The 20,368-nt window shown below is 71.8% G+C and carries 18 protein-coding genes; 6 read left to right on the forward strand and 12 right to left on the reverse strand.

The window, feature by feature from the left end; all coding sequences use genetic code 11:
- Positions 1-143: 143 nt before the first annotated feature.
- Together QMK24_RS41485 and QMK24_RS41490 are read right to left on the reverse strand one after the other, a co-directional pair.
- Positions 144-584: a Rossmann-fold NAD(P)-binding domain-containing protein gene (locus QMK24_RS41485; protein ID WP_349307864.1), complete on the reverse strand. Its 441-nt coding sequence runs from the start codon at positions 582-584 to the stop codon at positions 144-146.
- A gap of 163 nt (positions 585-747) precedes the next feature.
- Positions 748-1,110: an NAD-dependent epimerase/dehydratase family protein gene (locus QMK24_RS41490; protein ID WP_349307863.1), complete on the reverse strand. Its 363-nt coding sequence runs from the start codon at positions 1,108-1,110 to the stop codon at positions 748-750.
- 134 nt (positions 1,111-1,244) lie between these two features.
- Between QMK24_RS41490 and QMK24_RS15910 the strand changes: the two genes are divergently transcribed.
- Entirely contained in the window at positions 1,245-2,075 is an 831-nt protein-coding gene (locus QMK24_RS15910) for a LysR family transcriptional regulator (RefSeq protein ID WP_283466596.1), read from the forward strand.
- 26 nt (positions 2,076-2,101) lie between these two features.
- Here QMK24_RS15910 and QMK24_RS15915 read toward each other — a convergent pair whose 3' ends face one another.
- Complete coding sequence (locus QMK24_RS15915; protein ID WP_349307862.1) at positions 2,102-3,727, reverse strand: peptide-N4-asparagine amidase; 1,626 nt, start codon at positions 3,725-3,727, stop codon at positions 2,102-2,104.
- A 228-nt stretch (positions 3,728-3,955) separates the two neighbouring features.
- Between QMK24_RS15915 and QMK24_RS15920 the strand changes: the two genes are divergently transcribed.
- Together QMK24_RS15920 and QMK24_RS15925 are read left to right on the forward strand one after the other, a co-directional pair.
- A complete protein-coding gene (locus QMK24_RS15920) occupies positions 3,956-5,920 on the forward strand; it encodes an ABC transporter transmembrane domain-containing protein (protein WP_283466597.1) in 1,965 nt (654 codons plus the stop codon).
- A complete protein-coding gene (locus QMK24_RS15925; RefSeq protein WP_283466598.1) occupies positions 5,917-7,698 on the forward strand; it encodes an ABC transporter ATP-binding protein in 1,782 nt (593 codons plus the stop codon). The genes QMK24_RS15920 and QMK24_RS15925 overlap by 4 nt, the downstream gene beginning before the upstream one ends.
- 98 nt (positions 7,699-7,796) lie before the next feature.
- Here QMK24_RS15925 and QMK24_RS15930 read toward each other — a convergent pair whose 3' ends face one another.
- Positions 7,797-8,591, reverse strand: a complete 795-nt coding sequence (locus QMK24_RS15930) for a metal-dependent hydrolase (RefSeq protein WP_283466599.1) — start codon at positions 8,589-8,591, stop codon at positions 7,797-7,799.
- 133 nt (positions 8,592-8,724) lie between these two features.
- On the opposite strand from QMK24_RS15930, the gene QMK24_RS15935 reads away from it, so the two are divergent.
- Complete coding sequence (locus QMK24_RS15935; protein ID WP_283466600.1) at positions 8,725-11,238, forward strand: DEAD/DEAH box helicase; 2,514 nt, start codon at positions 8,725-8,727, stop codon at positions 11,236-11,238.
- 25 nt (positions 11,239-11,263) lie between these two features.
- Complete coding sequence (locus QMK24_RS15940; protein ID WP_283466601.1) at positions 11,264-12,130, forward strand: acyl-CoA thioesterase; 867 nt, start codon at positions 11,264-11,266, stop codon at positions 12,128-12,130.
- Positions 12,131-12,163: 33 nt separating this feature from the next.
- On the opposite strand, the gene QMK24_RS15945 is transcribed toward QMK24_RS15940, so the two are convergent.
- A complete protein-coding gene (locus tag QMK24_RS15945) occupies positions 12,164-13,078 on the reverse strand; it encodes a DUF6397 family protein (RefSeq protein ID WP_283466603.1) in 915 nt (304 codons plus the stop codon).
- Positions 13,079-13,303: 225 nt separating this feature from the next.
- Positions 13,304-13,636 carry an ArsR/SmtB family transcription factor gene (locus QMK24_RS15950; protein ID WP_349307861.1) on the reverse strand — a complete coding sequence of 111 codons (333 nt, stop codon included), beginning with the start codon at positions 13,634-13,636 and terminating at the stop codon, positions 13,304-13,306.
- A 102-nt stretch (positions 13,637-13,738) separates the two neighbouring features.
- Here QMK24_RS15950 and QMK24_RS15955 point away from each other — a divergent pair, with 102 nt between their 5' ends.
- Positions 13,739-14,929: an MFS transporter gene (locus QMK24_RS15955; protein WP_283466605.1), complete on the forward strand. Its 1,191-nt coding sequence runs from the start codon at positions 13,739-13,741 to the stop codon at positions 14,927-14,929.
- Positions 14,930-14,992: 63 nt separating this feature from the next.
- On the opposite strand, the gene QMK24_RS15960 is transcribed toward QMK24_RS15955, so the two are convergent.
- From QMK24_RS15960 to QMK24_RS15985, 6 genes are all read right to left on the reverse strand, one after another.
- A complete protein-coding gene (locus tag QMK24_RS15960; protein WP_283466607.1) occupies positions 14,993-15,403 on the reverse strand; it encodes a roadblock/LC7 domain-containing protein in 411 nt (136 codons plus the stop codon).
- A 127-nt stretch (positions 15,404-15,530) separates the two neighbouring features.
- Positions 15,531-16,184 carry a GTP-binding protein gene (locus QMK24_RS15965; RefSeq protein WP_283466609.1) on the reverse strand — a complete coding sequence of 218 codons (654 nt, stop codon included), beginning with the start codon at positions 16,182-16,184 and terminating at the stop codon, positions 15,531-15,533.
- Positions 16,165-16,548 (reverse strand): DUF742 domain-containing protein, encoded by a 384-nt coding sequence (locus QMK24_RS15970; RefSeq protein WP_283466610.1) that lies wholly within the window; start codon positions 16,546-16,548, stop codon positions 16,165-16,167. The genes QMK24_RS15965 and QMK24_RS15970 overlap by 20 nt, the downstream gene beginning before the upstream one ends.
- 6 nt (positions 16,549-16,554) lie before the next feature.
- Complete coding sequence (locus QMK24_RS15975; protein ID WP_283466611.1) at positions 16,555-16,974, reverse strand: roadblock/LC7 domain-containing protein; 420 nt, start codon at positions 16,972-16,974, stop codon at positions 16,555-16,557.
- Positions 16,971-19,589, reverse strand: coding sequence for a sensor histidine kinase (locus QMK24_RS15980; protein ID WP_283466612.1), 2,619 nt, complete (start codon positions 19,587-19,589; stop codon positions 16,971-16,973). Before QMK24_RS15980 ends, QMK24_RS15975 begins: the two co-directional genes overlap by 4 nt.
- The gene (locus QMK24_RS15985) at positions 19,586-20,356 is read right to left on the reverse strand and encodes an MHYT domain-containing protein (RefSeq protein ID WP_283466613.1); all 771 of its coding nucleotides are present in this window, start codon (positions 20,354-20,356) and stop codon (positions 19,586-19,588) included. The genes QMK24_RS15980 and QMK24_RS15985 overlap by 4 nt, the downstream gene beginning before the upstream one ends.
- Between the last annotated feature and the right edge of the window lie 12 nt (positions 20,357-20,368).

Genomic DNA, 20,368 nt, shown 5'->3' on the forward strand with positions numbered 1-20,368 from the left:
TTCGGAGTGCGGGCACAGCTGTGCCCTCGAAGGCAGCCCGCGCCAAGCCGCCGGGTGGGGGCGGAACCCCGCGTCCCACGGGGTTCCGCCGAGGAGCTTCCCGCCGTGGCCGCGGGCCCGTCAATACACAAGTGGAAACATTTTCAACTACTTGCTGAAACCTCTTCCAGACCTCTCGGTTCGGCGGGTCCGGCGGGTTCGGTCTGTTCGGTGGGCTGGGCGGGTGCGGCGGGTGCGGCGGACTCATTGGGTTGGGCCAGTTCGGCCAGCGCGTCGAGGTGTGCGGGCACCCAGCCCAGACCGTCGCGCGCGCGGGCACCGGTGAACCGCTGGTCCAGCGCGAACGCGTCCGCGATCGGCCCCATCCGCTCGCGTGCCTGGTCCAGGGTCAGCGAGACGGTCCTCCCCGGGCAGCCCGCCGCCCGGCTGAGCGCGAGCGCGATGTCCTTCAACGGCAGGTTCTGACCGCTCACTCCGGCGTATACGGCCCCGGCCGGTGCGTCCAGCGCCCGTACGTACAGTTCCGCGATGTCGTCGACATGGACCAGCGCCCAGCGGTTGGCCCCCTCACCGATGTACGGCACGGCGCCTGCGGCGCGCCCGGCTCGACGAAGAAGGTCTGCGGCAGACCGCCGGAGCGGCCGTAGACCAGACCCGGCATGACGACCACCGGGCGCCCGCCGGTGGCCGCGTGCGCGAGCACCCGCCGCTCGTTCGCCGGCCGCCAGGCGGTGATCCCCGGCGGATTCAGCCGGGAATCCTCGTCGGCGACCCCTCGGTGTCGCCGTACACCCACACACCGCTGGTGTGGATGTACGGTCCGCTGCCCACGCCGTCCTGCAGCGCCCGGGCCGCCGCGGCGTCGATCCCGCCGGCGTCCGCGCTGTAGCTGAAGCCGAGGTGGATCACACCGTCGGCCCGCGAGGCCGCCGCGCGCAGCGCCCCGGCGTCGGTCAGTTCCCCCGTGACCGGTTCCGCGCCGAGGGCGGACACGGTCCGGGCGGCGCTCTCGCCCCGGGCCAGCGCGGTCACCGCGATCCCCCGCCGGACCAGTGCCCGGATCGTCGCCCGGCCGATGTACCCGGATCCTCCGGTGATGAAGACCTTCATCGCGCTCACCTGATCTCTCGCTCGCCCCGTGGTGCTGTCCGGTCTCCACCCTCACCGCCCCGGGCCGTCCGCGTCCACGACCTCTTCCGGCGGTCGCGATACCCTGAAGGCATCGCCATGCCGGAGGAGCGCCGATGGATCTGGACCTGCGCAAGCTGCGGTACTTCGCCGCCGTCGCCGACCGGCTGCACTTCACCCGCGCCGCCGAGGACCTGCACATCGCCCAGCCCGTGCTGAGCCGCCAGATCCGCGCGCTGGAGCACGATCTCGGCGCGGAGCTGTTCGTCCGCGACAGCCATGGCGTCACTCTCACCCGGGCCGGGCAGCAGCTCCTGGACGATGCCCGGCCGCTGCTGGCCTCCGCGGAGGCGGCGCGGCGCCGGGTGCTCCGGGCGGCTCGCGGCCCGCAGCACCTCGTGGTGGGATTCCGGTCCGGGATCGTGGTCACCGACGCCGTCCGCGCGTTCACCGCGGCGCATCCGGAGGTCACGGTCGGCGTGCAGCGCCTGGAATGGGACGACCAGGCCGAAGTCCTGCTGGACGGGCGGGTGGACATCGCCTTCGTCATACTGCCCATCGACGAGCGCGGCCTGGAGGTCATCCCGCTGTTCCGCGAACCGCGGCTGGCCGCGCTGCCCACGGGGCACCGGCTCGCGGCGAAGGAGTCGCTGACGCTGGCCGATCTGGCCGCCGAGCCCGTCATCGGCCACACCCACCACGTCGGCCACGGCACGCCGCTCGCCGCCGGGGCCATCGTGGTCCGCTCCGTGGAGGAGAAGCTCGAACATGTCGCCTCGGGACGCGCGATCACCTTTCTGCCCGCCTCCGCGACCGGGTACTACACCCGCCCCGACATCGTCTACGTCCCCGTCACCGACGCGCCTCCCGACGAGGTCTGCCTGGCCTACGACGCCACCCGAACCTCGTCCCTGATCGGCGACTTCGCCCGGGTGGCGAACGTGTAGACCCGCGTTTTGCCGGCGCAGCGCGTTCAGCAGCGCAGCCGGTCCTCCGTCAGCGCTCCCTGCGCGGTCGCGATCCGGTGGTCGTAGCAGCCGCCGGAACCGGTCAGCCGGTAGCGCTCGGACGAGGTGCCGGTGGCGTGCCGCTGATCGCGCGGCACATTGAGGGTGAAGGACGCGTCGCCCTGGTAGCTGTCGTCCAGCCGCGACCAGGTGACGGACCGGCCACCGCGTACGACGGCCGTGTCGGCGCGGTCGCCGACCGCCAGCACGGTGCGCAGCCGGTCGGCCGCGCCGACCGACGTACCGCCGTCCATCGTGTACGTACGGTGCACCGCGGTGCTGACGGCCGGCCCGCGGCCGTCCGCGGTCACCGTCTCGTCGTCGGTCCAGCGCGCGGTGAGCGCGTCGGTGCTCTCGTCGGCGTTCCACCGGTGGGTGGAGGTGGCGGACAGCGCGCGGCGGACGGTGGTGGCGACGCGGCCGTGCGACGTGTCGACATAGCCGGCGACGGTCAGGCTGTGGCTGCCGGTCGCGTCCAGGGCGCGCTCGTCACCCGGCCGGTAGGCGGTCGAGGTGACCGGGGCGCTCTCCTGGTGCGCGGTCAGCGCGCCCGTCACGTTATCGCGGTGCGCGTCCTGCCAGACCAGTACGTTCGTCGGCACGCTCCAGCCGCTCCGACCCGCGGGAACGCCCAGCACCGACACCTCGACGCGGTGCGCCTTGCCGTCGTTGAGCAGACCGGCGTACGGCGTCAGGTCGTACTCGACGGGCTTGACGTCGAAGGCGTGCGGGCCCGGGATCACGTACCAGAGGAAGGGGTTGGACCAGCCGCCCGTCCACACGTGCGGGAACGGGGCGGCGATTCCGGCCAGTTGGCCGTCCACCCGCAGCTGCACCTCGCGGTAGGGGCCGCCGGCCTGGCAGGAGTACGGCACATCGGCCGGCACCGCCAGATACCAGAACTCCTCGCAGCCGCCGCCCGATCCGGTGGCGTACACCTCGGCGACGATCCGCTCGCTGTTGCGCGGGGTGGTGAGATCTCCGACGAGGGCCGTGCCCTCACTGTGCGATCCGGCCAGGGTCAGCACCCGGTCGGGCACGGCCGAGCCTTCGTCCCCGCCCCGCGCCGGGTAGAACGTCAGCGAGACCTTCACATCGATCACGCCGGTGTAGGTGTCGTTGACGACGTTGCCGATGAGCATCTCCACCGGCTGCGGGCCGCGCAGCGTGGACGCGTACCGGGTGACGTCCTTCTCGACCTGCCATGCGATGCCGTCGGGCGACGGCTCGGGGGTCGAGGTGTCCAGGACCTCCACGCCGCCGATCCGCAGATACCCCAGCCGGTCGTACTGCCGTCCGGCGACCTTTCGCACGACCTTGCTCCAGTGGTCACCGCAGCCGCGCGGCGGGGTGTACGTGCTGGTGTACGGCGTGAAGTCCTTGAACTGCGCCGCCACGATCTGCGTGGTGCAGGACCTGCCGCCGGGGGTGGCGACCGGCGGGGCGGCCGTCAGGGGATCGTGCCAGTCGGTGCCGAACTCTGCCGGGGGCGCGGTGGCCGCGGCCGCCGTGCCCGCGAAGAGCGCGAACCCCACAGCCGCGGCGAGCGCCGCGAGTATCCGTCTTCCCACGCGGTGGTGCCTCCTCGTCATGCGATGGCCGGATGGAACCGGCCGGGATGGGATGACCAAGCCAGCGCACAGCTTGACGTGGTCGCGCGCCGCGCGACAGACCGCCTCGCGCGGCGCCGACCGCGCGACGACCTCGGCTCAATACCGGCTGATTACTGGCAGGGAGGCCATAAATCGGTTGACCCGGTACGCGCTGTGAAGCGAACCGTGCACCTCTTCCCACCCCTCTCCAGAGCACCTCGGGACGTCATGTCGCTTCGCCATCTCCCCTTCGAGGACCCCGGTATCCCTGACGTCAGGTCCGGGTTCCGTTTCCTTCTCTGGCTGGAGAAATGCCAGTTGCGCGGGCAGCTCACGGCCGCCGCGTGGGGAACGCTCCTCATGGCGTCCGTCGCCCTGTTCCCGGCCGCCGTCGGCCTGGCCGTGCAGGCCGTCGTCGACCACTCGGGCCGGCGGCTGGCACTGGCCGGTGTGCTGATGCTGGTGCTCGGCGGGCTCAGCGCGCTCGGCGACACGATGCTGCACCGCACCGCGGTGACCAACTGGATCACCGCCGCCGCCCGGGTGCAGCAGCTGCTGGCCCGCAAGACCGTCGAACTCGGCTCGGTGCTCACCCGGCAGGTGGCGGCCGGCGAGATCGTCACCGTCGGCGCGGGCGACGTGGAGAAGATCGGCTGGTTCGTGGAGGCGTTCGCCCGCTTCACGTCCGCCTTCCTCGCCACCATCGGCATCGCGATCGCCCTGGCCGTCTACCAGCCGGAACTCGGCCTCATGGTGGCCGCCGCCATCCCCGTCCTCGCACTCGCGGTGCTGCCGCTGCTGCCCGCGGCCACCAAGCGGGCGGACGTTCAGCGGGAGAAGGCGGGCAAGGCCACGGAGCTGGCCTCCGACACGGTCGCGGGTCTGCGGGTGCTGCGCGGAATCGGCGGCGAGGAGCTGTTCCTCGACCGGTACCGGAAGGCCTCGCAGGAGGTCCGCACGGCCGCCGTGCACAGCGCCCGGATGTGGGCGCTGATCAGCGCCCTGCAGGTGGTTCTGCCCGGGCTGCTGCTGGTCGGCGTGGCCTGGTACGGGGCGGTCCTCGCGCTGGACGGCCGGATCTCGGTCGGCGAACTGGTGACCGTGTACGGGACCGTCGCCTTCCTGATGTTCCCGCTGCGGCACTTCGAGGAGATCGCGATGGCGTGGTCCTTCTCGCGGCCGTCGGCGAAACGGGCGGCGCGGGTACTGGCGCTGGAGCGGAACGCGGCACCGGGTTCGTTCGCGACCACGGGCACGGTCGGGCTCGGCGGTACGGAGGGCCGGGACGGGCTGGGCGGTGCGGAGGGTCCGGGCGGTACGGACGGGCTGGGCATCTCGCCGCCGGCCGGCGATCTCTACGACCCGGAGAGCGGTCTACTGGCTCCCGCCGGGCTGCTGACGGCGGTGGTGTGCGGTGACCCGGACGCGGCCGGACGGCTCGCCGACCGGCTCGGCGGGCACAGCCCGGACCGGGTGGCCGGCGAGTCATCGGTCCTGCTGGGCGGTGTGGCGCTCGATGAGCTGCCGCTGACGGCGGCGCGCGCCGCCGTGCTGGTGCAGGACAAGGACCCGGTGCTGCTCTCCGGAACGCTGCACGAACTGCTCGATGTGCCGTCCTCCGGCAACGTTTCCGCCACTGACGCGCTGTCGGCCGCCCAGTGCACCGACGTCCTGCAGGCGCTCGCCCAGGCCTCGGTGGACGATTCGGGCGATCCGATGCGCACCCGGATCACGGAGCGCGGACGTTCCTTGTCGGGCGGGCAGCGCCAGCGGCTCGCTCTGGCCAGGTCACTGGTCGCGGACCCGGAGGCGCTCGTACTGGACGAGCCGACGTCGGCCGTCGACTCGCACACCGAGGCGCGGATCGCGCGCGGCCTCAAGGAGATCAGGGCGGACCGCACCACGGTGGTGTTCACCTCGAGCCCGCTGCTGCTCGACCGCTGCGACCTGGTGGTCTTCATCGCCGACGGGTCGGTGGCGGCGTCCGGTACCCACCACGCGCTGCTGCGCGCGGATCAGCACTACCGAGCCGTGGTCACCCGTGAGACCGAGGAACCGGCCGACGGCACGGACGCCACGGGCGGCGTCCCGTCCGGTGTCCCGGCTGGTGTCCCGGCTGGTGTCCCGGCCGACGTCGCATCCGTGGTCCCGTCAGGGGCCGATGAGAACACCAGGATCGAGGAATCCGCATGATCGGCGTGAAGCCGCCGGAGCACGATCCGGACGCGCCGCAGCAGACCACCACGCTGCCGGTCGGTTCTCCGGCCACCGTGCGGGCCTATGTGACCGAGCTGGCCCGCCGCCACCGCGGCGCGTTCATCCTGCTCATCACGGTCAACACGGTCGCCGTGATCGCCTCGATGGCCGGCCCGTACCTGCTGGGCCGGCTGGTCGAGGACCTGTCGGCCGGGCGCCGGGACCTGCATCTGGAGCTCACGGTCGGCCTCTTCCTCGCGGCGCTCGTCGTCCAGGCCGGTTTCGTCAGGCTGGTCCGGCTGCGCGGGGCGATCCTCGGCGAGCAGATGCTGGCCGACCTGCGCGAGGACTTCCTCGTCCGTTCGGTGGGACTGCCGCCCGGCGTACTGGAGCGGGCCGGCACCGGTGACCTGCTCTCGCGCATCACCACCGATATCGACCGGCTGTCGAACGCGATGCGCGAGGCCGTGCCGCAGCTGGCCATCGCGGTGGTGTGGGCCGCGCTGCTGCTCGGCGCGCTCGCCGTCACCTCGCCGCCGCTGGCGCTGTCGGTACTGGTCGCCCTGCCGCTGCTGCTGGTCGGCTGCCGCTGGTACTTCCGGCGTGCCCCCGCCGGCTACCGCTCGGAGGCCGCCGGATACGCGGCGGTGGCGGCCTCGCTCGCCGAGTCGGTCGACGCGGGCCGGACGATCGAGGCGCACGGGCTGGGCGGCCGGCGGATCACGGATTCCGACGAGCGGATCAGGACCTGGGTGGGCTGGGAGCGCTACACCATGTGGCTGCGCAGCGTGCTCTTCCCGGTCATCAACCTGACGCACACTCTGATCCTCGCGTCGGTGCTGATGATCGGCGGGGCCTTCGCGCTGCACGGCTGGGTGTCGGTCGGCGAACTGACCACCGGGGCGCTGTACGCGCAGATGCTCGTCGATCCCGTCAACCTGATCCTGCGCTGGTACGACGAGCTGCAGGTGGCCCAGGTGTCGCTGGCCCGGCTGGTCGGGGTCCGAGAGGTCGAGGCGCACGAGTCGGACGAGCGGATCGTCCCCGACGGCCGGGACATGCACGCCGACAAGGTGCGCTTCGGTTACCGGCCGGGCAGTGATGTGCTGCACGGGGTGTCGCTGCGGCTGCGGCCCGGCACCCGGCTGGCGCTGGTCGGCCCGTCGGGGGCCGGCAAGTCCACCCTGGGACGGCTGCTCGCCGGGATCTACGCGCCGCGGACCGGTGAGGTGACACTCGGCGGAGCGGAGCTGGCCCGGATGCCGGCCGAGCGGGTCAGGCGGCATGTGGCCCTGGTCAACCAGGAGCACCACGTGTTCGTCGGCACCCTGCGGGACAACCTGCGGCTGGCGCGGGCCGGGGCGGACGATCCCGAGTTGTGGGACGCGCTGGCCTCGGTGAACGCCGACGGCTGGGCCCGGACCCTGGACGACGGCCTGGAGACCGAGGTCGGTTCCGGTGGCGCCGCCCTCACTCCGGCGCAGGCGCAGCAGGTCGCCCTGGCCCGGCTGGTGCTCGCCGATCCGCACACCCTCGTGCTGGACGAGGCGACCTCGCTGCTCGACCCGCGGGCCGCCCGGCACCTGGAACGTTCCCTGGCGCGGGTGCTGGACGGACGCACCGTGATCGCCATCGCGCACCGGCTGCACACCGCGCACGACGCGGATGTCATCGCGGTGGTCGAGGAGGGCCGGATCAGCGAGCTGGGCAGCCACCACCAACTGGTCGAGGCGGACGGGGCATACGCGGCCCTGTGGCGCTCCTGGCACGGCTAAAGCCTGTCCGGCCGCCCGATCGCCCTCGCCTGATCGCCCTCGCCTGGTGCTGTGCCGTCCGCCGCCTGCCCGGCGGCGGACGGCACAGAGCCGGAGCCTCAGCCGATGAAGCCCAGCGCTCCCAGCGCCCCGACCCCGCCGAGGACGAAGAACGCCGGGGTGAGGACCTTGATCTCGACCCAGCTCCCGGCCCGGAACCGCATGAACTTCGGCGGCCCCATCGGGTACCAGCGCTTGCGGCCGATGGGTATGGGCCACAGGATCGGACAGCCCGAGACGGTCAGCGCGTCACCGATGCAGTGCACGAGCGAGCCGAGCACGATCGGTATCCCGATCCACAGATAGTGCTGGCCGGGCTCCGTGAACAGCCAGTCCTTTCCGTTGCCCGGGTTGTCCAGCACATCGGCCAGGACCCAGGCGCCGGTGGCCCCGAGCAGCCAGACCAGTACATCGCTGGAGGCGCGGGCCTGGCGCCACAGCAGGCCCTCGACGGCCAGCACCATATGGACGAAGAGAATTCCCAGCACCGCCCAGCGCCCGCCGAACAGCGCCGCCGCCGAGCAACCGCTGCCGAGCAGGGCGGCCCACAGCCAGGTGTGGGTCAAGGTGCGGTGGCCGCCGTTACGGCGCGGGTCACCCTTCATACGGGTGGCCGTGTACGTAGCGTGCGACAGCTTGTCGATGATCTCGCACAGGGCCCGGGAGATCGGCCCGAAGGCCCGCGAGATGGTCGCGGCCTTGTGATCGAGGTCCGGCGCGAGTGCGGCGCCGGCACAGATCAGAGCGCCGACGACGAGGGTCGGCCATGGCATGGCGTGGTCGAGCGCGGCTGCGCCCGCTCCCACCCCCAGCCATGCCGCCGCTCCGGAAAGTGAATGCGCCGGTCCCATCATGAGTGCTGCCCCGCCCCTTTCAGCCCGCCCGCAGGCGGAGTTGACGCCCAGTCGACGGCACACCCTACCGTTGGCGATCTTCCGGAATACCGCCGGTTCCGCTGCCGGGCCCGAAGCCAGGCAAGATGGTGGGGTGACCCTTATTGATCAGCTGCCTTCCGAGGCCGACCCCGATGCCCTTTTCGAAGCCTTCACGACGTGGGCGGAGAGCCAGGGCATCACGCTCTACCCCGCCCAGGAGGAGGCGCTGATCGAGGTCGTCTCCGGAGCGAACGTGATCCTGTCGACCCCGACCGGCTCCGGCAAGAGCCTGGTCGCGGCGGGAGCGCACTTCGCCGCGCTGGCAAAGGACCAGGTCACCTTCTACACCGCTCCGATCAAGGCACTGGTCTCGGAGAAGTTCTTCGACCTGTGCAAGCTCTTCGGCACCGAGAACGTCGGCATGCTCACCGGCGATGCCTCGGTGAACCCGGACGCGCCGGTCATCTGCTGCACGGCCGAGGTGCTCGCCTCGATAGCGCTGCGCGACGGCAGGAACGCCGACGTCGGCCAGGTCGTCATGGACGAGTTCCACTTCTACGCGGAGCCGGACCGCGGCTGGGCCTGGCAGATCCCGCTGCTGGAACTTCCGCAGGCGCAGTTCGTGCTGATGTCCGCGACCCTCGGCGACATGTCCCGCTTCGAGGAGGACCTCACCCGCCGTACGGGCCGTCCGACGACCGTCGTGCGTTCCGTGACCCGGCCGGTGCCGCTCTCCTACGAGTATGTGGTGACGCCGCTGACCGAGACGCTGACGGATCTGCTGGAGACCCGGCAGTCGCCGGTCTACATCGTGCACTTCACGCAGGCGTCGGCCGTCGAGCGGGCCCAGTCGCTGATGAGCATCAACATGTGCACGCGCGCCGAGAAGGACGCCATCGCCGAGCTGATCGGCAATTTCCGCTTCACCACCACCTTCGGCCGCAATCTGTCGCGCTTCGTCCGGCACGGCATCGGTGTGCACCACGCGGGCATGCTGCCGAAGTACCGGCGGCTGGTGGAGAAGCTCGCGCAGGCCGGCCTGCTGAAGGTCATCTGCGGCACTGACACCCTCGGCGTCGGCGTCAACGTGCCGATCAGGACCGTGCTGTTCACCGCCCTGACGAAGTACGACGGCACACGGGTGCGCACCCTGCGGGCCCGCGAGTTCCACCAGATCGCCGGACGTGCCGGGCGTGCCGGGTTCGACACCGCGGGATTCGTGGTGGCGCAGGCCCCCGAGCACGTCATCGAGAACAAGAAGGCGGTTGCCAAGGCCGGGGACGACCCGAAGAAGCTCCGCAAGGTGGTCCGCAAGAAGGCGCCCGAGGGCTTCGTCAACTGGTCCGACGCGACGTTCGAGAAGCTGATCGCCGCCGACCCCGAGGCGCTCACCTCCCGCTTCCGGGTCACTCACACCATGCTGCTCTCGGTGATCGCCCGGCCGGGCAACGCCTTCGAGGCGATGCGGCATCTGCTGGAGGACAACCACGAGACCCGTCGCAACCAGCTGCGGCACATCCGGCGGGCCATCGCCATCTACCGCTCGCTGGAGGCGGGCGGGGTCGTGGAACGGCTGCCGGAACCGGACGCGGAGGGCCGCATCGTCCGGCTCACGGTCGACCTCCAGTCGGACTTCGCACTGAACCAGCCGCTGTCCACCTTCGCGCTGGCCTCCTTCGAGCTGCTCGACAAGGAGTCGCCGTCGTACGCCCTCGACATGGTCTCCGTCGTCGAGTCCACCCTCGACGACCCCCGGCAGATCCTGGCCGCGCAGCAGAACAAGGCGCGCGGCGAGGCGATCGGTCTGATGAAGGCGGACGGGGTCGAGTACGAGGAGCGGATGGAGCGTCTGCAGGACGTCTCCTATCCCAAGCCGCTGGAGGAACTGCTCTCCCACGCCTACGGGGTCTACCGTACGAGCCACCCGTGGGTCGGCGACCATCCCTTGTCCCCCAAATCGATCGTGCGCGACATGTACGAGCGCGCCATGACGTTCTCCGAGTTCACTTCGCACTACGAGCTGGCCCGTACCGAGGGGATCGTGCTGCGCTATCTGGCGGGCGCGTACAAGGCCCTGGAACACACCGTCCCCGACGACCTGAAGTCCGAGGACCTCCAGGACCTGACCGCCTGGCTCGGCGAGCTGGTGCGCCAGGTCGACTCCAGCCTGCTGGACGAGTGGGAGCAGCTCGCCAACCCCGAGGTGGAGACGGCCGAGCAGGCCGCCGAGCGGGCCGACCAGGTCAAGCCGGTCACCGCCAACGCCCGCGCCTTCCGGGTGCTGGTGCGCAACGCCATGTTCCGCCGGGTGGAGCTGGCCGCGCTGGAGAAGTACAACCTGCTGGCCGAACTGGACGCCGAGTCGGGCTGGGACGCCGACGCGTGGGCGGATGCCATGGACGCCTACTGGGACGAGTACGACGACCTGGGCACCGGCCCCGACGCCCGCGGCCCGAAGCTGCTGCAGATCGAGGAGCAGCCGGAGCACGGTCTGTGGCGGGTCCGGCAGACCTTCGCCGACCCCAATGGAGACCACGGCTGGGGTATCTCCGCCGAGGTCGATCTGGCAGCCTCCGACGAAGAGGGCCGTGCGGTCATCCGCGTGACCAACGTGGGCGAGCTGTGACCGGGCACGATACGAGGGAGTAGCGATGACCAACCCCGCCGAGCGGCTGGTGGATCTGCTCGACCTGGAGCGGATCGAGGAGAACATCTTCCGCGGCCGCAGTCCGCAGGAACGGCTGCAGCGGGTCTTCGGCGGGCAGGTCGCGGGCCAGGCGCTGGTCGCGGCCGGCCGCACCACGGACGGCGAGCGGCCGGTGCACTCGCTGCACGCGTACTTCCTGCGGCCCGGCCGTCCCGGCGTGCCGATCGTGTACCAGGTCGAGCGGGTCCGCGACGGCCGCTCATTCACCACCCGGCGGGTGGTGGCGATCCAGCAGGGTCGGACGATCTTCAATCTCACAGCCTCCTTCCATCAGCCGGAACCGGGCTTCGAGCACCAGATCCCGATGCCCGAGGTGCCCGGCCCCGAGGACCTTCCTAAGCTCGGCGACGAACTGCGCGAGCACTTGGGGGTACTGCCCGAGTCGCTGGAGCGGATGGCCCGCCGCCAGCCGTTCGACATCCGCTATGTGGAGCGGCTGCGCTGGACGCCCGAGGAGATCGAGGGCGCCGAGCCGCGCAGCGCTGTGTGGATGCGCGCGGTGGGACCGCTGGGCGACGATCCGCTGGTGCACACCTGCGCACTCACCTACGCGAGCGACATGATGCTGCTCGACGCGGTGCGGGTACCGGTCGAACCGCTGTGGGGACCCCGCGGCTTCGACATGGCCTCCCTCGACCACGCGATGTGGTTCCACCGCCCGTTCAGGACCGACGAGTGGTTCCTCTACGAGCAGGAGTCACCGATCGCAACCGGCGCCCGCGGCCTGGCCCGCGGCCAGATCTACGACCGCTCGGGCCGACTGCTGGTCTCGGTGATGCAGGAAGGGCTCTTCCGCAAGATCGGCGGCTGACCGCTCGTCATCCGTCCGGAGTCCGGCCGCTGTTCAGGCGCGCCGGAACAGCTTCTTCCGGCGGCCGGTCCGGGCGCTGTTCGCGGGCTGGTGCAACCGCCAGCCCCGGCGCGGGCGCGGCTCCTGGCACGGTTCGGTACGTGACTCCGGACGCGGCTCGGACCGATGCGCCCGTTGCTCCGGACGCGGACCGGGCCGGTGTTCCGGCTCCGCCGCGGTGGCCGGGCGGGGGGCCGGGCGCTCGTGGCGGGCGCGGTCCAGCGCCTCGGCCAGGGAGAGCCGGGCCAGGGCGATCTCGTCCGGATGATCGGCGGTGATCGCCGCGTCGATCGCCTCCCGGGAGGCGAACTCCCCGGGCCTGCCCGGCGGCAGACCGGACCGCAGCCTGCGCAGATAGGCCCGCTCGTAGAGATCCGGCACCACTTCCGCGGCGCCGTCGGTGCCCAGCAGCGCCGCCCAGACCGCCGCTTCCTCCCAGGCGTCGGCAGCGTCCCGCACCAACTGCCCGGCTCGGCGCGCCCGCCAGCCACGCGCCCGGTGGTCCTCGCTCTCGTCCAGGGCGCTGCGCAGCGCTACGGGGAGCCTGCCGAGGAGCAGTTCGGGATGGTCGCGGGCGTACTGCCCGACCTCGTCGGCCAGATACATCCAGACGACGGCCCGGTAGCGGTTGACGTACCAGCGGACCGGGCGGATGAAGCCGCCCTTCGCCAGTTTGACGAAGCGGTCGCGGCTGACACCCATGAGCTCCGCGCCGTCGCCGCTTCCGACCACGCGCAGCCGGTCGCGCAACGACTGCGGATAACCCTCCGCCGTGCGCAGCCGGTCGACTTCCTCGCGCATCACCCGCCAGCGGCCCTGTCCGGCCGGCGGGACATGGACCTCTCCGAGCTGGACGGCCAGCTCGAACTCACCCGCCTCCAGCTCCAGTTCTTCCCTGGCGCGGTTCATCCCGAGCACTTCCCCCGACAGCGCTTGCCCTGCCGGCGCTTCCCCCGCGAGTGACGGCCCTGTGCGTGATTCCCGAACGACCATGACTTCCCCCACCGCCTTCGACTACTGACAGTGACGAAGCTTACGCAGTCCGGTGACCCCTCGGCCGCGCCTGTGGATAACCCGCCAACTCCGCCAACTCCGCCGGGGCCGCCGGGGCCGCCGGGGCCGCCGCGAATCAGATCAGGGGCGTACGGCCTGGAGCAAGGACTCCAGCAGGCCGGGAAAGCGCTCCTCGAGGTCGTCGCGGCGCAGCGATACGTACCGGTTGCGGCCGCTGAGCCGGGTCGAGGTGAGACCGGCCTCGCGCAGGACCCGCATGTGGTGCGACACGGTCGATTTGTGCAGGTGCTCCAGGGATACGTCCTCCGGGGCGCAGCCGTGTTCCAGCCCGTCCGCGTAGACCGTCAGCAGCGTCAGCCGCACTGGATCGGCCAGTGCGTGCAACACCCGCACCAGCTCTATTTCCGCCACCGACGGCTCCGGCAGCTTCTCCATCGCATTCCCACTCACCACGCGTCAGACCTCCTCGGGCCAGCCTCCCCCTCCCAGTAATTGTTTGACAATCATCAACCTATCGCTATGGTTTTACTCACATCAAACCGTTGGGGGATTTCCATGCGCCTACGCCTCGTCCTGCTCGCCCTAGGAACCTTCGCCGTCGGCACCGACGCGATGGTGGTCGCGGGAATCCTGCCGCTCCTGGCCCGCGACCTCGATGTGCCCGTCGCGGCCGCCGGGCAGATCGTGACGGTCTTCGCACTCGCCTACGCCCTGCTGGCACCGCTGCTCGCCACCGTGACGGCGCGCTGGCCGCGCCGCCGCCTGCTGCTCACCGGTCTCGTGTTCTTCACGCTGGCGAACGTTCTCACCGCGCTGGCCCCGGACTACCCGACGCTCCTCGCGACGCGGGTGCTCGCTGCGGCCGGTGCCGCGATGTACACCCCCACCGCCGTCGCGGTCGCCACGATGATGGCGGCGCCCGAGCGGCGCGGCCGGGCGCTCGCCCTGGTGATGGGAGGGATGACGGTGTCCACCGCGCTCGGCGTGCCCTTGGGCACCTGGCTGGGGCGCACCGACTGGCGGCTGACGATGTGGCTGGTCGCCGGTCTCGGCGCGGCCGCGCTCGCAGGGCTCGCGACCATGTTGCCCGCGCTGCCCACGCCTAAGGCCGCGCCCGGCCTGCGGGACCGGCTGGCACCGCTCCGCGACCGCCGGGTGTTCGGGGCGGTCACCACCACTTTCCTGTTCTTCGTGGCAGTGCAGAGCGTCTACATCTACACGGCCACGCTGGTCGCCCCGGCGACCGGCGGGAGCGCGGACCGGCTCAGTCTGCTGCTGTTCGTGGCCGGGTTGGCCTCCGTCGCGGGCAACTGGCTGGCCGGACGGGTGATCGACCGGTTCGGTGCGCGCGCCGCGCTGGTGGTGGGCGGAACCATCACCGCGCTCGTGCAGTGCGCGCTGCCCTGGGGTTCCCTCAGCATGACCGGGATGCTGATATGCAATCTGCTCGGCCCGCTCGCCGGCTGGGGCCTGAACGTCGCCCTCCAACACCGGCTGAGCTCCGTCAATCCGGGCGCCGCGCCGTTGCTGCTGTCGCTCAACAGCAGTGCGCTGTATCTGGGCACGGCCGCGGCGGGCGGCGTGGGCAGCGCTGCGATCGCCGTCCTCGGCACCCGCTGGTTCCCGCTGGCCGCGGCGGCGCTCGCAGCGCTGGCGACGATCCTGGCCGCGGTGACCAGCCGGGCCGGAAGGGCCGCCGCCATCCCGGCCGCGGCGCCCGGGGTCGTGGCCCCGGCGGTCCATTGACGCGGGCGGCCGGACCGGGCCGGGCGGACTCTGTGGCGGGAAGCGGGCCGGACGGTCCCCGCGTCAGCTTCCGGAGGGGGCGACGCCGGGTTGCCGGGGCGCGACCCCGAGGTGCTCGCCGACCCGGTGGACCAGCAAGGTCATCTCATAGGCGACCTGACCGACATCCGCTTCCATGCCGCTGAGCACGGACAGACAGCTGCCGTCGCCGGCCGCGGTCACGAAGAGGTAGCCCTCGTCGAACTCGACCATCGTCTGCCGAACCCCTCCGACGCGGAACTGCCGGCCTGCGCCCTTGGCAAGACTGTGGAACCCGGACGAGACGGCCGCCAGATGCTCGGCCGTCGGCCGGTCCAGACTGCCGCTGGCCCCGGTCACCAGCCCGTCGTTGGACAGCACGAGAGCGTGCTGCACATGCGGTACTCGTTGCGTCAGGTCGTCCAACAGCCAAGCGAGTCCATTGCCCACCGTCATTCCCGACCTCCCCGTTTCGACTGCGGTACGAGACTGTCCTGCCCAGCGCGCTACGGCAAGTACCCATCGGGTCCCGGCCGAGATCAATATCCGGTTTCGGCACGCCGAGGCGCGTACCCTGCGCCCGTCAGCCGACCTGCCGGAGCAGCCGCTCGGTGTGCATCCGGCCGGCGTGCTCGACCAGCGCGATGAGCACCTCCTTGCCGGATTCACGGTCCCGCGCGTCACACAGCACGACCGGTGTCCCCTCCGTCAGATCCAGGGCCCGTGAGACGTCGTGGGGCCGGTAGGAGCGCGCTCCGGTGAAGCAGTTGACGGCCACGGCGAAGGGAATCCCGCGGTGCTCGAAGAAGTCGACCGCGGGGAAGCAGTCCTCGAGCCTGCGGGTGTCGGCGAGAACCACGGCGCCCAGTGCTCCGTGCGACAGCTCGTCCCACAGGAACCAGAAACGGTCCTGCCCGGGGGTGCCGAAGAGGTAGAGCGACAGTCCGGCCCGGATCGTGATCCGTCCGAAGTCCATGGCGACCGTGGTGGTGGTCTTGCGTTCGACCCCGCCGGTGTCGTCGACTTCCCTGCCCACGTCACTGAGCAGTTCCTCGGTGCGCAGCGGCCGGATCTCGCTGACGGCGCCCACCAGCGTGGTCTTGCCGGCCCCGAAGCCGCCCGCGACCAATATCTTCAACGCCAGGGCGGACTCGTCCCGGCGTCCTGGGCGCTCGGAGTGCGGGTGGTCGGAGTGCGGGTGGTCGGAGTGCGGGTGGTCAGAGTGCGCGGAGTCCATCGATCACCTCTCGCAGGATGTGTTCGCCGGGGAGTGCCGCGGGCGCCACCGGCTCGCGCACCCGGACCCACCCCAGCATCAGCAGGTCGCCCAGCAGGACGCGCACGACGCCCACGGGCAGGTCGGAGTCCGCCGCGATCTCCGCGACCGACAGCGGAACGTTTCGGCACAGGGCGAGGATCGTGCCGTGCTCCGGAGCCAGGGCCGGGTCATCAGCGGCACCGGATTCGGCGCCGGGGTCGGCGAACACCTGGGCTATCAGGTCGAGGTGCACACTGCCCGCGTCACCCCGGGTCCGGCCGCCGGTCAGCGCATAGGGGCGGACCATCGGGCCCGCCTCGTCGTCGTACCAGCGGTCGTCCATGTCCGGTCAGCCGCCGGCCGTGGTGTCGGAGGCGAGCCTGGCCGGTGTCCGCAGATGCTCCCCCACCTGTTTGACGAGGCGGGCCATCTCGTAGGCGACCAGTCCGACGTCGGCGGCGGCGGTCGCGAAGACCGCGAGGCAGGAGCCCTCGCCCGCGGCGGCCACGAAGAGGAATCCACCGTCGAGTTCGACCATCGTCTGCCGTACGTCCCCGGCGTCGAAATGCCGGCCGGCGCCCTTGGCGAGGCTGTGGAATCCTGACGCGACCGCCGCCAGATGTTCGGCGTCCTCGCGGCTCAGCGCGTGTGAGGCGCCCACCGCCAGGCCGTCGTTGGACAGGACCACAGCATGCCGCACCTCGGCCGCCCGGTCCGTCAGCTCGTCCAGCAGCCAGTCAAGACCGCCGGATCTGTTCGCGTCGATCATGCCGGGTCTCCCTCGTTCGACGGCGGGCGGCCGGCCGGTCGGCCGCCGCCGCGTACCCAGCCGCTGCGGTACGCGGTCATGGTGGCGCGGACCTGCTCAGGGGTACGCCCGTCCCCGTTTCCGTCCCCGTTTCCGTTCCCCGCCGCGCTTCCGTCCCGCTCCGGGGCGGGCCGTTGCAGCAACTGCGGAGCGAGATGCGCCTTGCGGACGCGACGGGGGAGGTCGTCACCGTCACCGATCGCGCCGTCCTGCGCCGGACCGGCCGGGCGCGCGGAACGCGCGGGGACCCCGGACGATCCGACTGACACGGGCGGCTCGGACGGCTCGGAGGACCGGAACCGCTCGGACGGTTCGGAGGCTCCCGACTCTCCGGAAGCTCCTGACGCCCCCGATGCCCCCGATGCCCCCGACGATGCGGACACCTCGGATGACGCGTTCAGCTTCAGCGCCTCAGCCCCGTGCCGCGACGCCAGCGACCGGACGACCGGGTCCTCGTGCTGGGCCCGTTGGGCCCGATGGTCCCGTTGGGCGCGGTCCCGCTCGGCCGCCCTGCGGGCAGGCGCAGAGTCGGGGACGTATCGCTCGACGAGTCCGGTGGGCAGCAGCACGACGGCCGTCGTCCCGCCGTACGGGGAAGGTCGCAGCGAGACCTTGACGTCGTGCCGGGCGGAGAGCCGGCTGACGACGAACAGCCCCAGCCGGTCGCTGTCGAACAGGTCCAGTGCCTGCGAGCGCTCGATCCGCTGGTTGGCCTCGTCCAGCGCCTCCTTGCCCATGCCCAGGCCCCGGTCCTCGACCTCCAGCACATAGCCGTTGCCGACCTGTTCGCCGTAGACCCGCACCTTGGTGTGCGGGGGCGAGAACTGGGTCGCGTTCTCGACGAGTTCGGCGATCAGGTGGGTGAGGTCGGCGACCGCGCCGCCGACCACGGCCGCGGGCGGCAGCCGCCTGACCTCGACCCGCGCGTAGTCCTCCACCTCGGCGACCGCGGCGCGTACGACGTTCTGCAGTGGCACCGGCCGTCGCCAGGCCCGGCCCGGCGCCGCCCCGGACAGGATGATCAGGCCCTCGGCGTGCCGCCGCATACGGGTGGTGAGGTGATCGAGCCGGAAGAGGTCCTCCAGTTCGTTGGGGTCCTCCGTCCGCCGCTCCATGCTGTCGAGCAGTGCGAGCTGCCGGTGCACCAGGATCTGGCTGCGGCGGGCGAGGTTGACGAATACGCCGGAGACGCCGCTGAGCAGCTCGGCGCGTTCGACGGCGGCGGTCAGCGCGGCCCGCTGGACGATGGCGAGCGCCTCGCCGACCTGGCCGATCTCGTCCGCGCCATGGGTGCCGGGCGGCGCCTCGGCGGCCACGTCGATCTCCTCCCCCGCCCGCAGCCGGCGCATGGCGAGCGGCAGTTTGCGGCGGGCGAGTTCCAGGGCCGCGTTGCGCAGCCCGACGAGTTCGATGACCAGGCCACGGCCGATGCGCACCGAGACGAGCAGCGAGGCGAGGACGGCGAGCAGTCCGAGCACCACGGCGGCGCCGGAGGTGGTGAACAGGCCTTGGGTGATGGGGTCGCTGTTCCCGGCGGCGCTGCTGCCCGCCGAGGTCTCGATGGTGCGCAGGCCGGTGAGGACCGGCGTCACAGCCGCGTCCCAGGCCGCGGCCGGTGCGGCGGTTGCGGCGGCGCGGCCGGGGTCGGCACGCAGCACCTTGTCCTCCGCGTCGCGCAGAGCGACGTACGGTCCTGAGTCGTTCAGCAGGCTCCAGGACGCGCGGTCGGCGCTGCCGAGGTCCACGGCCGAGGCTTCGAGCAGCAGCCGGCGGCTCAGTACCGCACCGGTGAAATCGCGGTAACGGGGGCCGGTCAGCGTGCCGGTGAGGCGCGCGACGGACAGCAGGGCGTCCTCGCGGGCGAGCATCTCGCCCGCCCGGCCGAACTCCAGCACCACACGGCTGCCGGGGGCGAGGACCGGGTCGGAGACGGAGGTCAGCGCCCCGTCGACCGCGAAGGCGTTCTCGATCACGTCGCCGTAGCTGCCGAACGCCTCGTCCCCGGTGGCGGCGTGGGCCGTGACGCGGGCGCGCAGTTCGCGCAGGCCTGTCACACCGTCGACGAAGGCGCCGACCCGGCGGGAGACTTCGGACGGAAGACCGGTGCCGTCGGCGACCGTGTGGGCATCGCCCTGCCGCAGAGCGCCCGCCGCCCGGTCGGTCGCGGCGGCGCGGCTGTCCAGTTCCGCCGCGCGGGCCGGTGTCGGGTCCGCGAGGTACTGAGCCGCGGAGCGGCGCTCGGCCTGCAACGCGGTGGTGGCCGCGGCGACCGGTTTGCGGACGGTGTCGTCGACCTGCTGGATCCGCAGCCGCCCGGAGACTTCCTGGGCGGTGTTGACGGCGGCGAAGGCCCACAGCGCCATCAGCGAGACGACGGGCACCATGAGGACCGAGATGATCTTCGCCCGGACGGTTCTCGGCCGCAGCCGCAGGCGCAGGCGGACGGGCTCGTTTCCGGTGGCGCCCGTCGCCGCGAGGACAGGGCCTGCCGGGCCGCCGGCGCGCAGAGCCGGCGGCCGGTGCCGTTCGTCGGCGGGCGCACCGGCATGTGCGCGGCGGCCGCTCGGAGCGGTCATGCCGTGTCCTCCCGGAGGGATAGGGCGGTCGTGGAGGCGGCACGCTCATGAGCGGTCGGCGAGAGGGCGACGAACGCCGAGGTCAGGAAGAGGTACGAGCCGAGGCCGACGGTGAGGGGAAACAGGAACGCGGTGGCGCCCGCGCCCGGCAGCGCCTGCGCCGACGGGTCGACCGCCACCCGCACGGCGAACATCCCCGTGTAGTGCATGCTGCTCACCGCCGCGCCCATCACCAGCGACGCCCCGGCCACCACGGCCGGCCGGCTGATCGTCAGTCCCGCCCACAGTGCGGCTGTCGCGGCCACCACGGCGATCAGTACGGACAGTCCGACCAGCGGCGGATCGTAGCTGACGGCTCCGTGCAGCCGCAGGGCCGCCATCCCGAGGTAGTGCATGCTGGCGACGCCGATTCCGGTGGTCAGTCCGCCGATCACCAGCGGGCGGACCCGGCCCCGCCCGTAGCCGACGGCGAACACGCCGAGGCCGACGACGAGGACGGCGACCAGCAGGCTGAGGACGGTCAGCGGCACGTTGTACCGGATCTCGGTGCCGGAGACCCGGAAGCCGAGCATGGCGACGAAGTGCATCGTCCAGATGCCGGTGCCGAGCGCGCTGGCGGCGGTGAGCAGCCAGTTGCGCCGGGAGCGGCCGGTCGCGCCCAGTGCTCGTACGGTGCAGCGCAGTCCGAGGGCCGAGCCCACGCAGGCCATGACGTACGAAAGCACCGGGGTGAGCCAGCCGAAGCTGGCGTGGTCCATGTGTCCCATGGATCCGGGACG

It is taken from the genome of Streptomyces sp. PH10-H1 (genome assembly GCF_030063355.1).
Classification (GTDB): domain Bacteria; phylum Actinomycetota; class Actinomycetes; order Streptomycetales; family Streptomycetaceae; genus Actinacidiphila.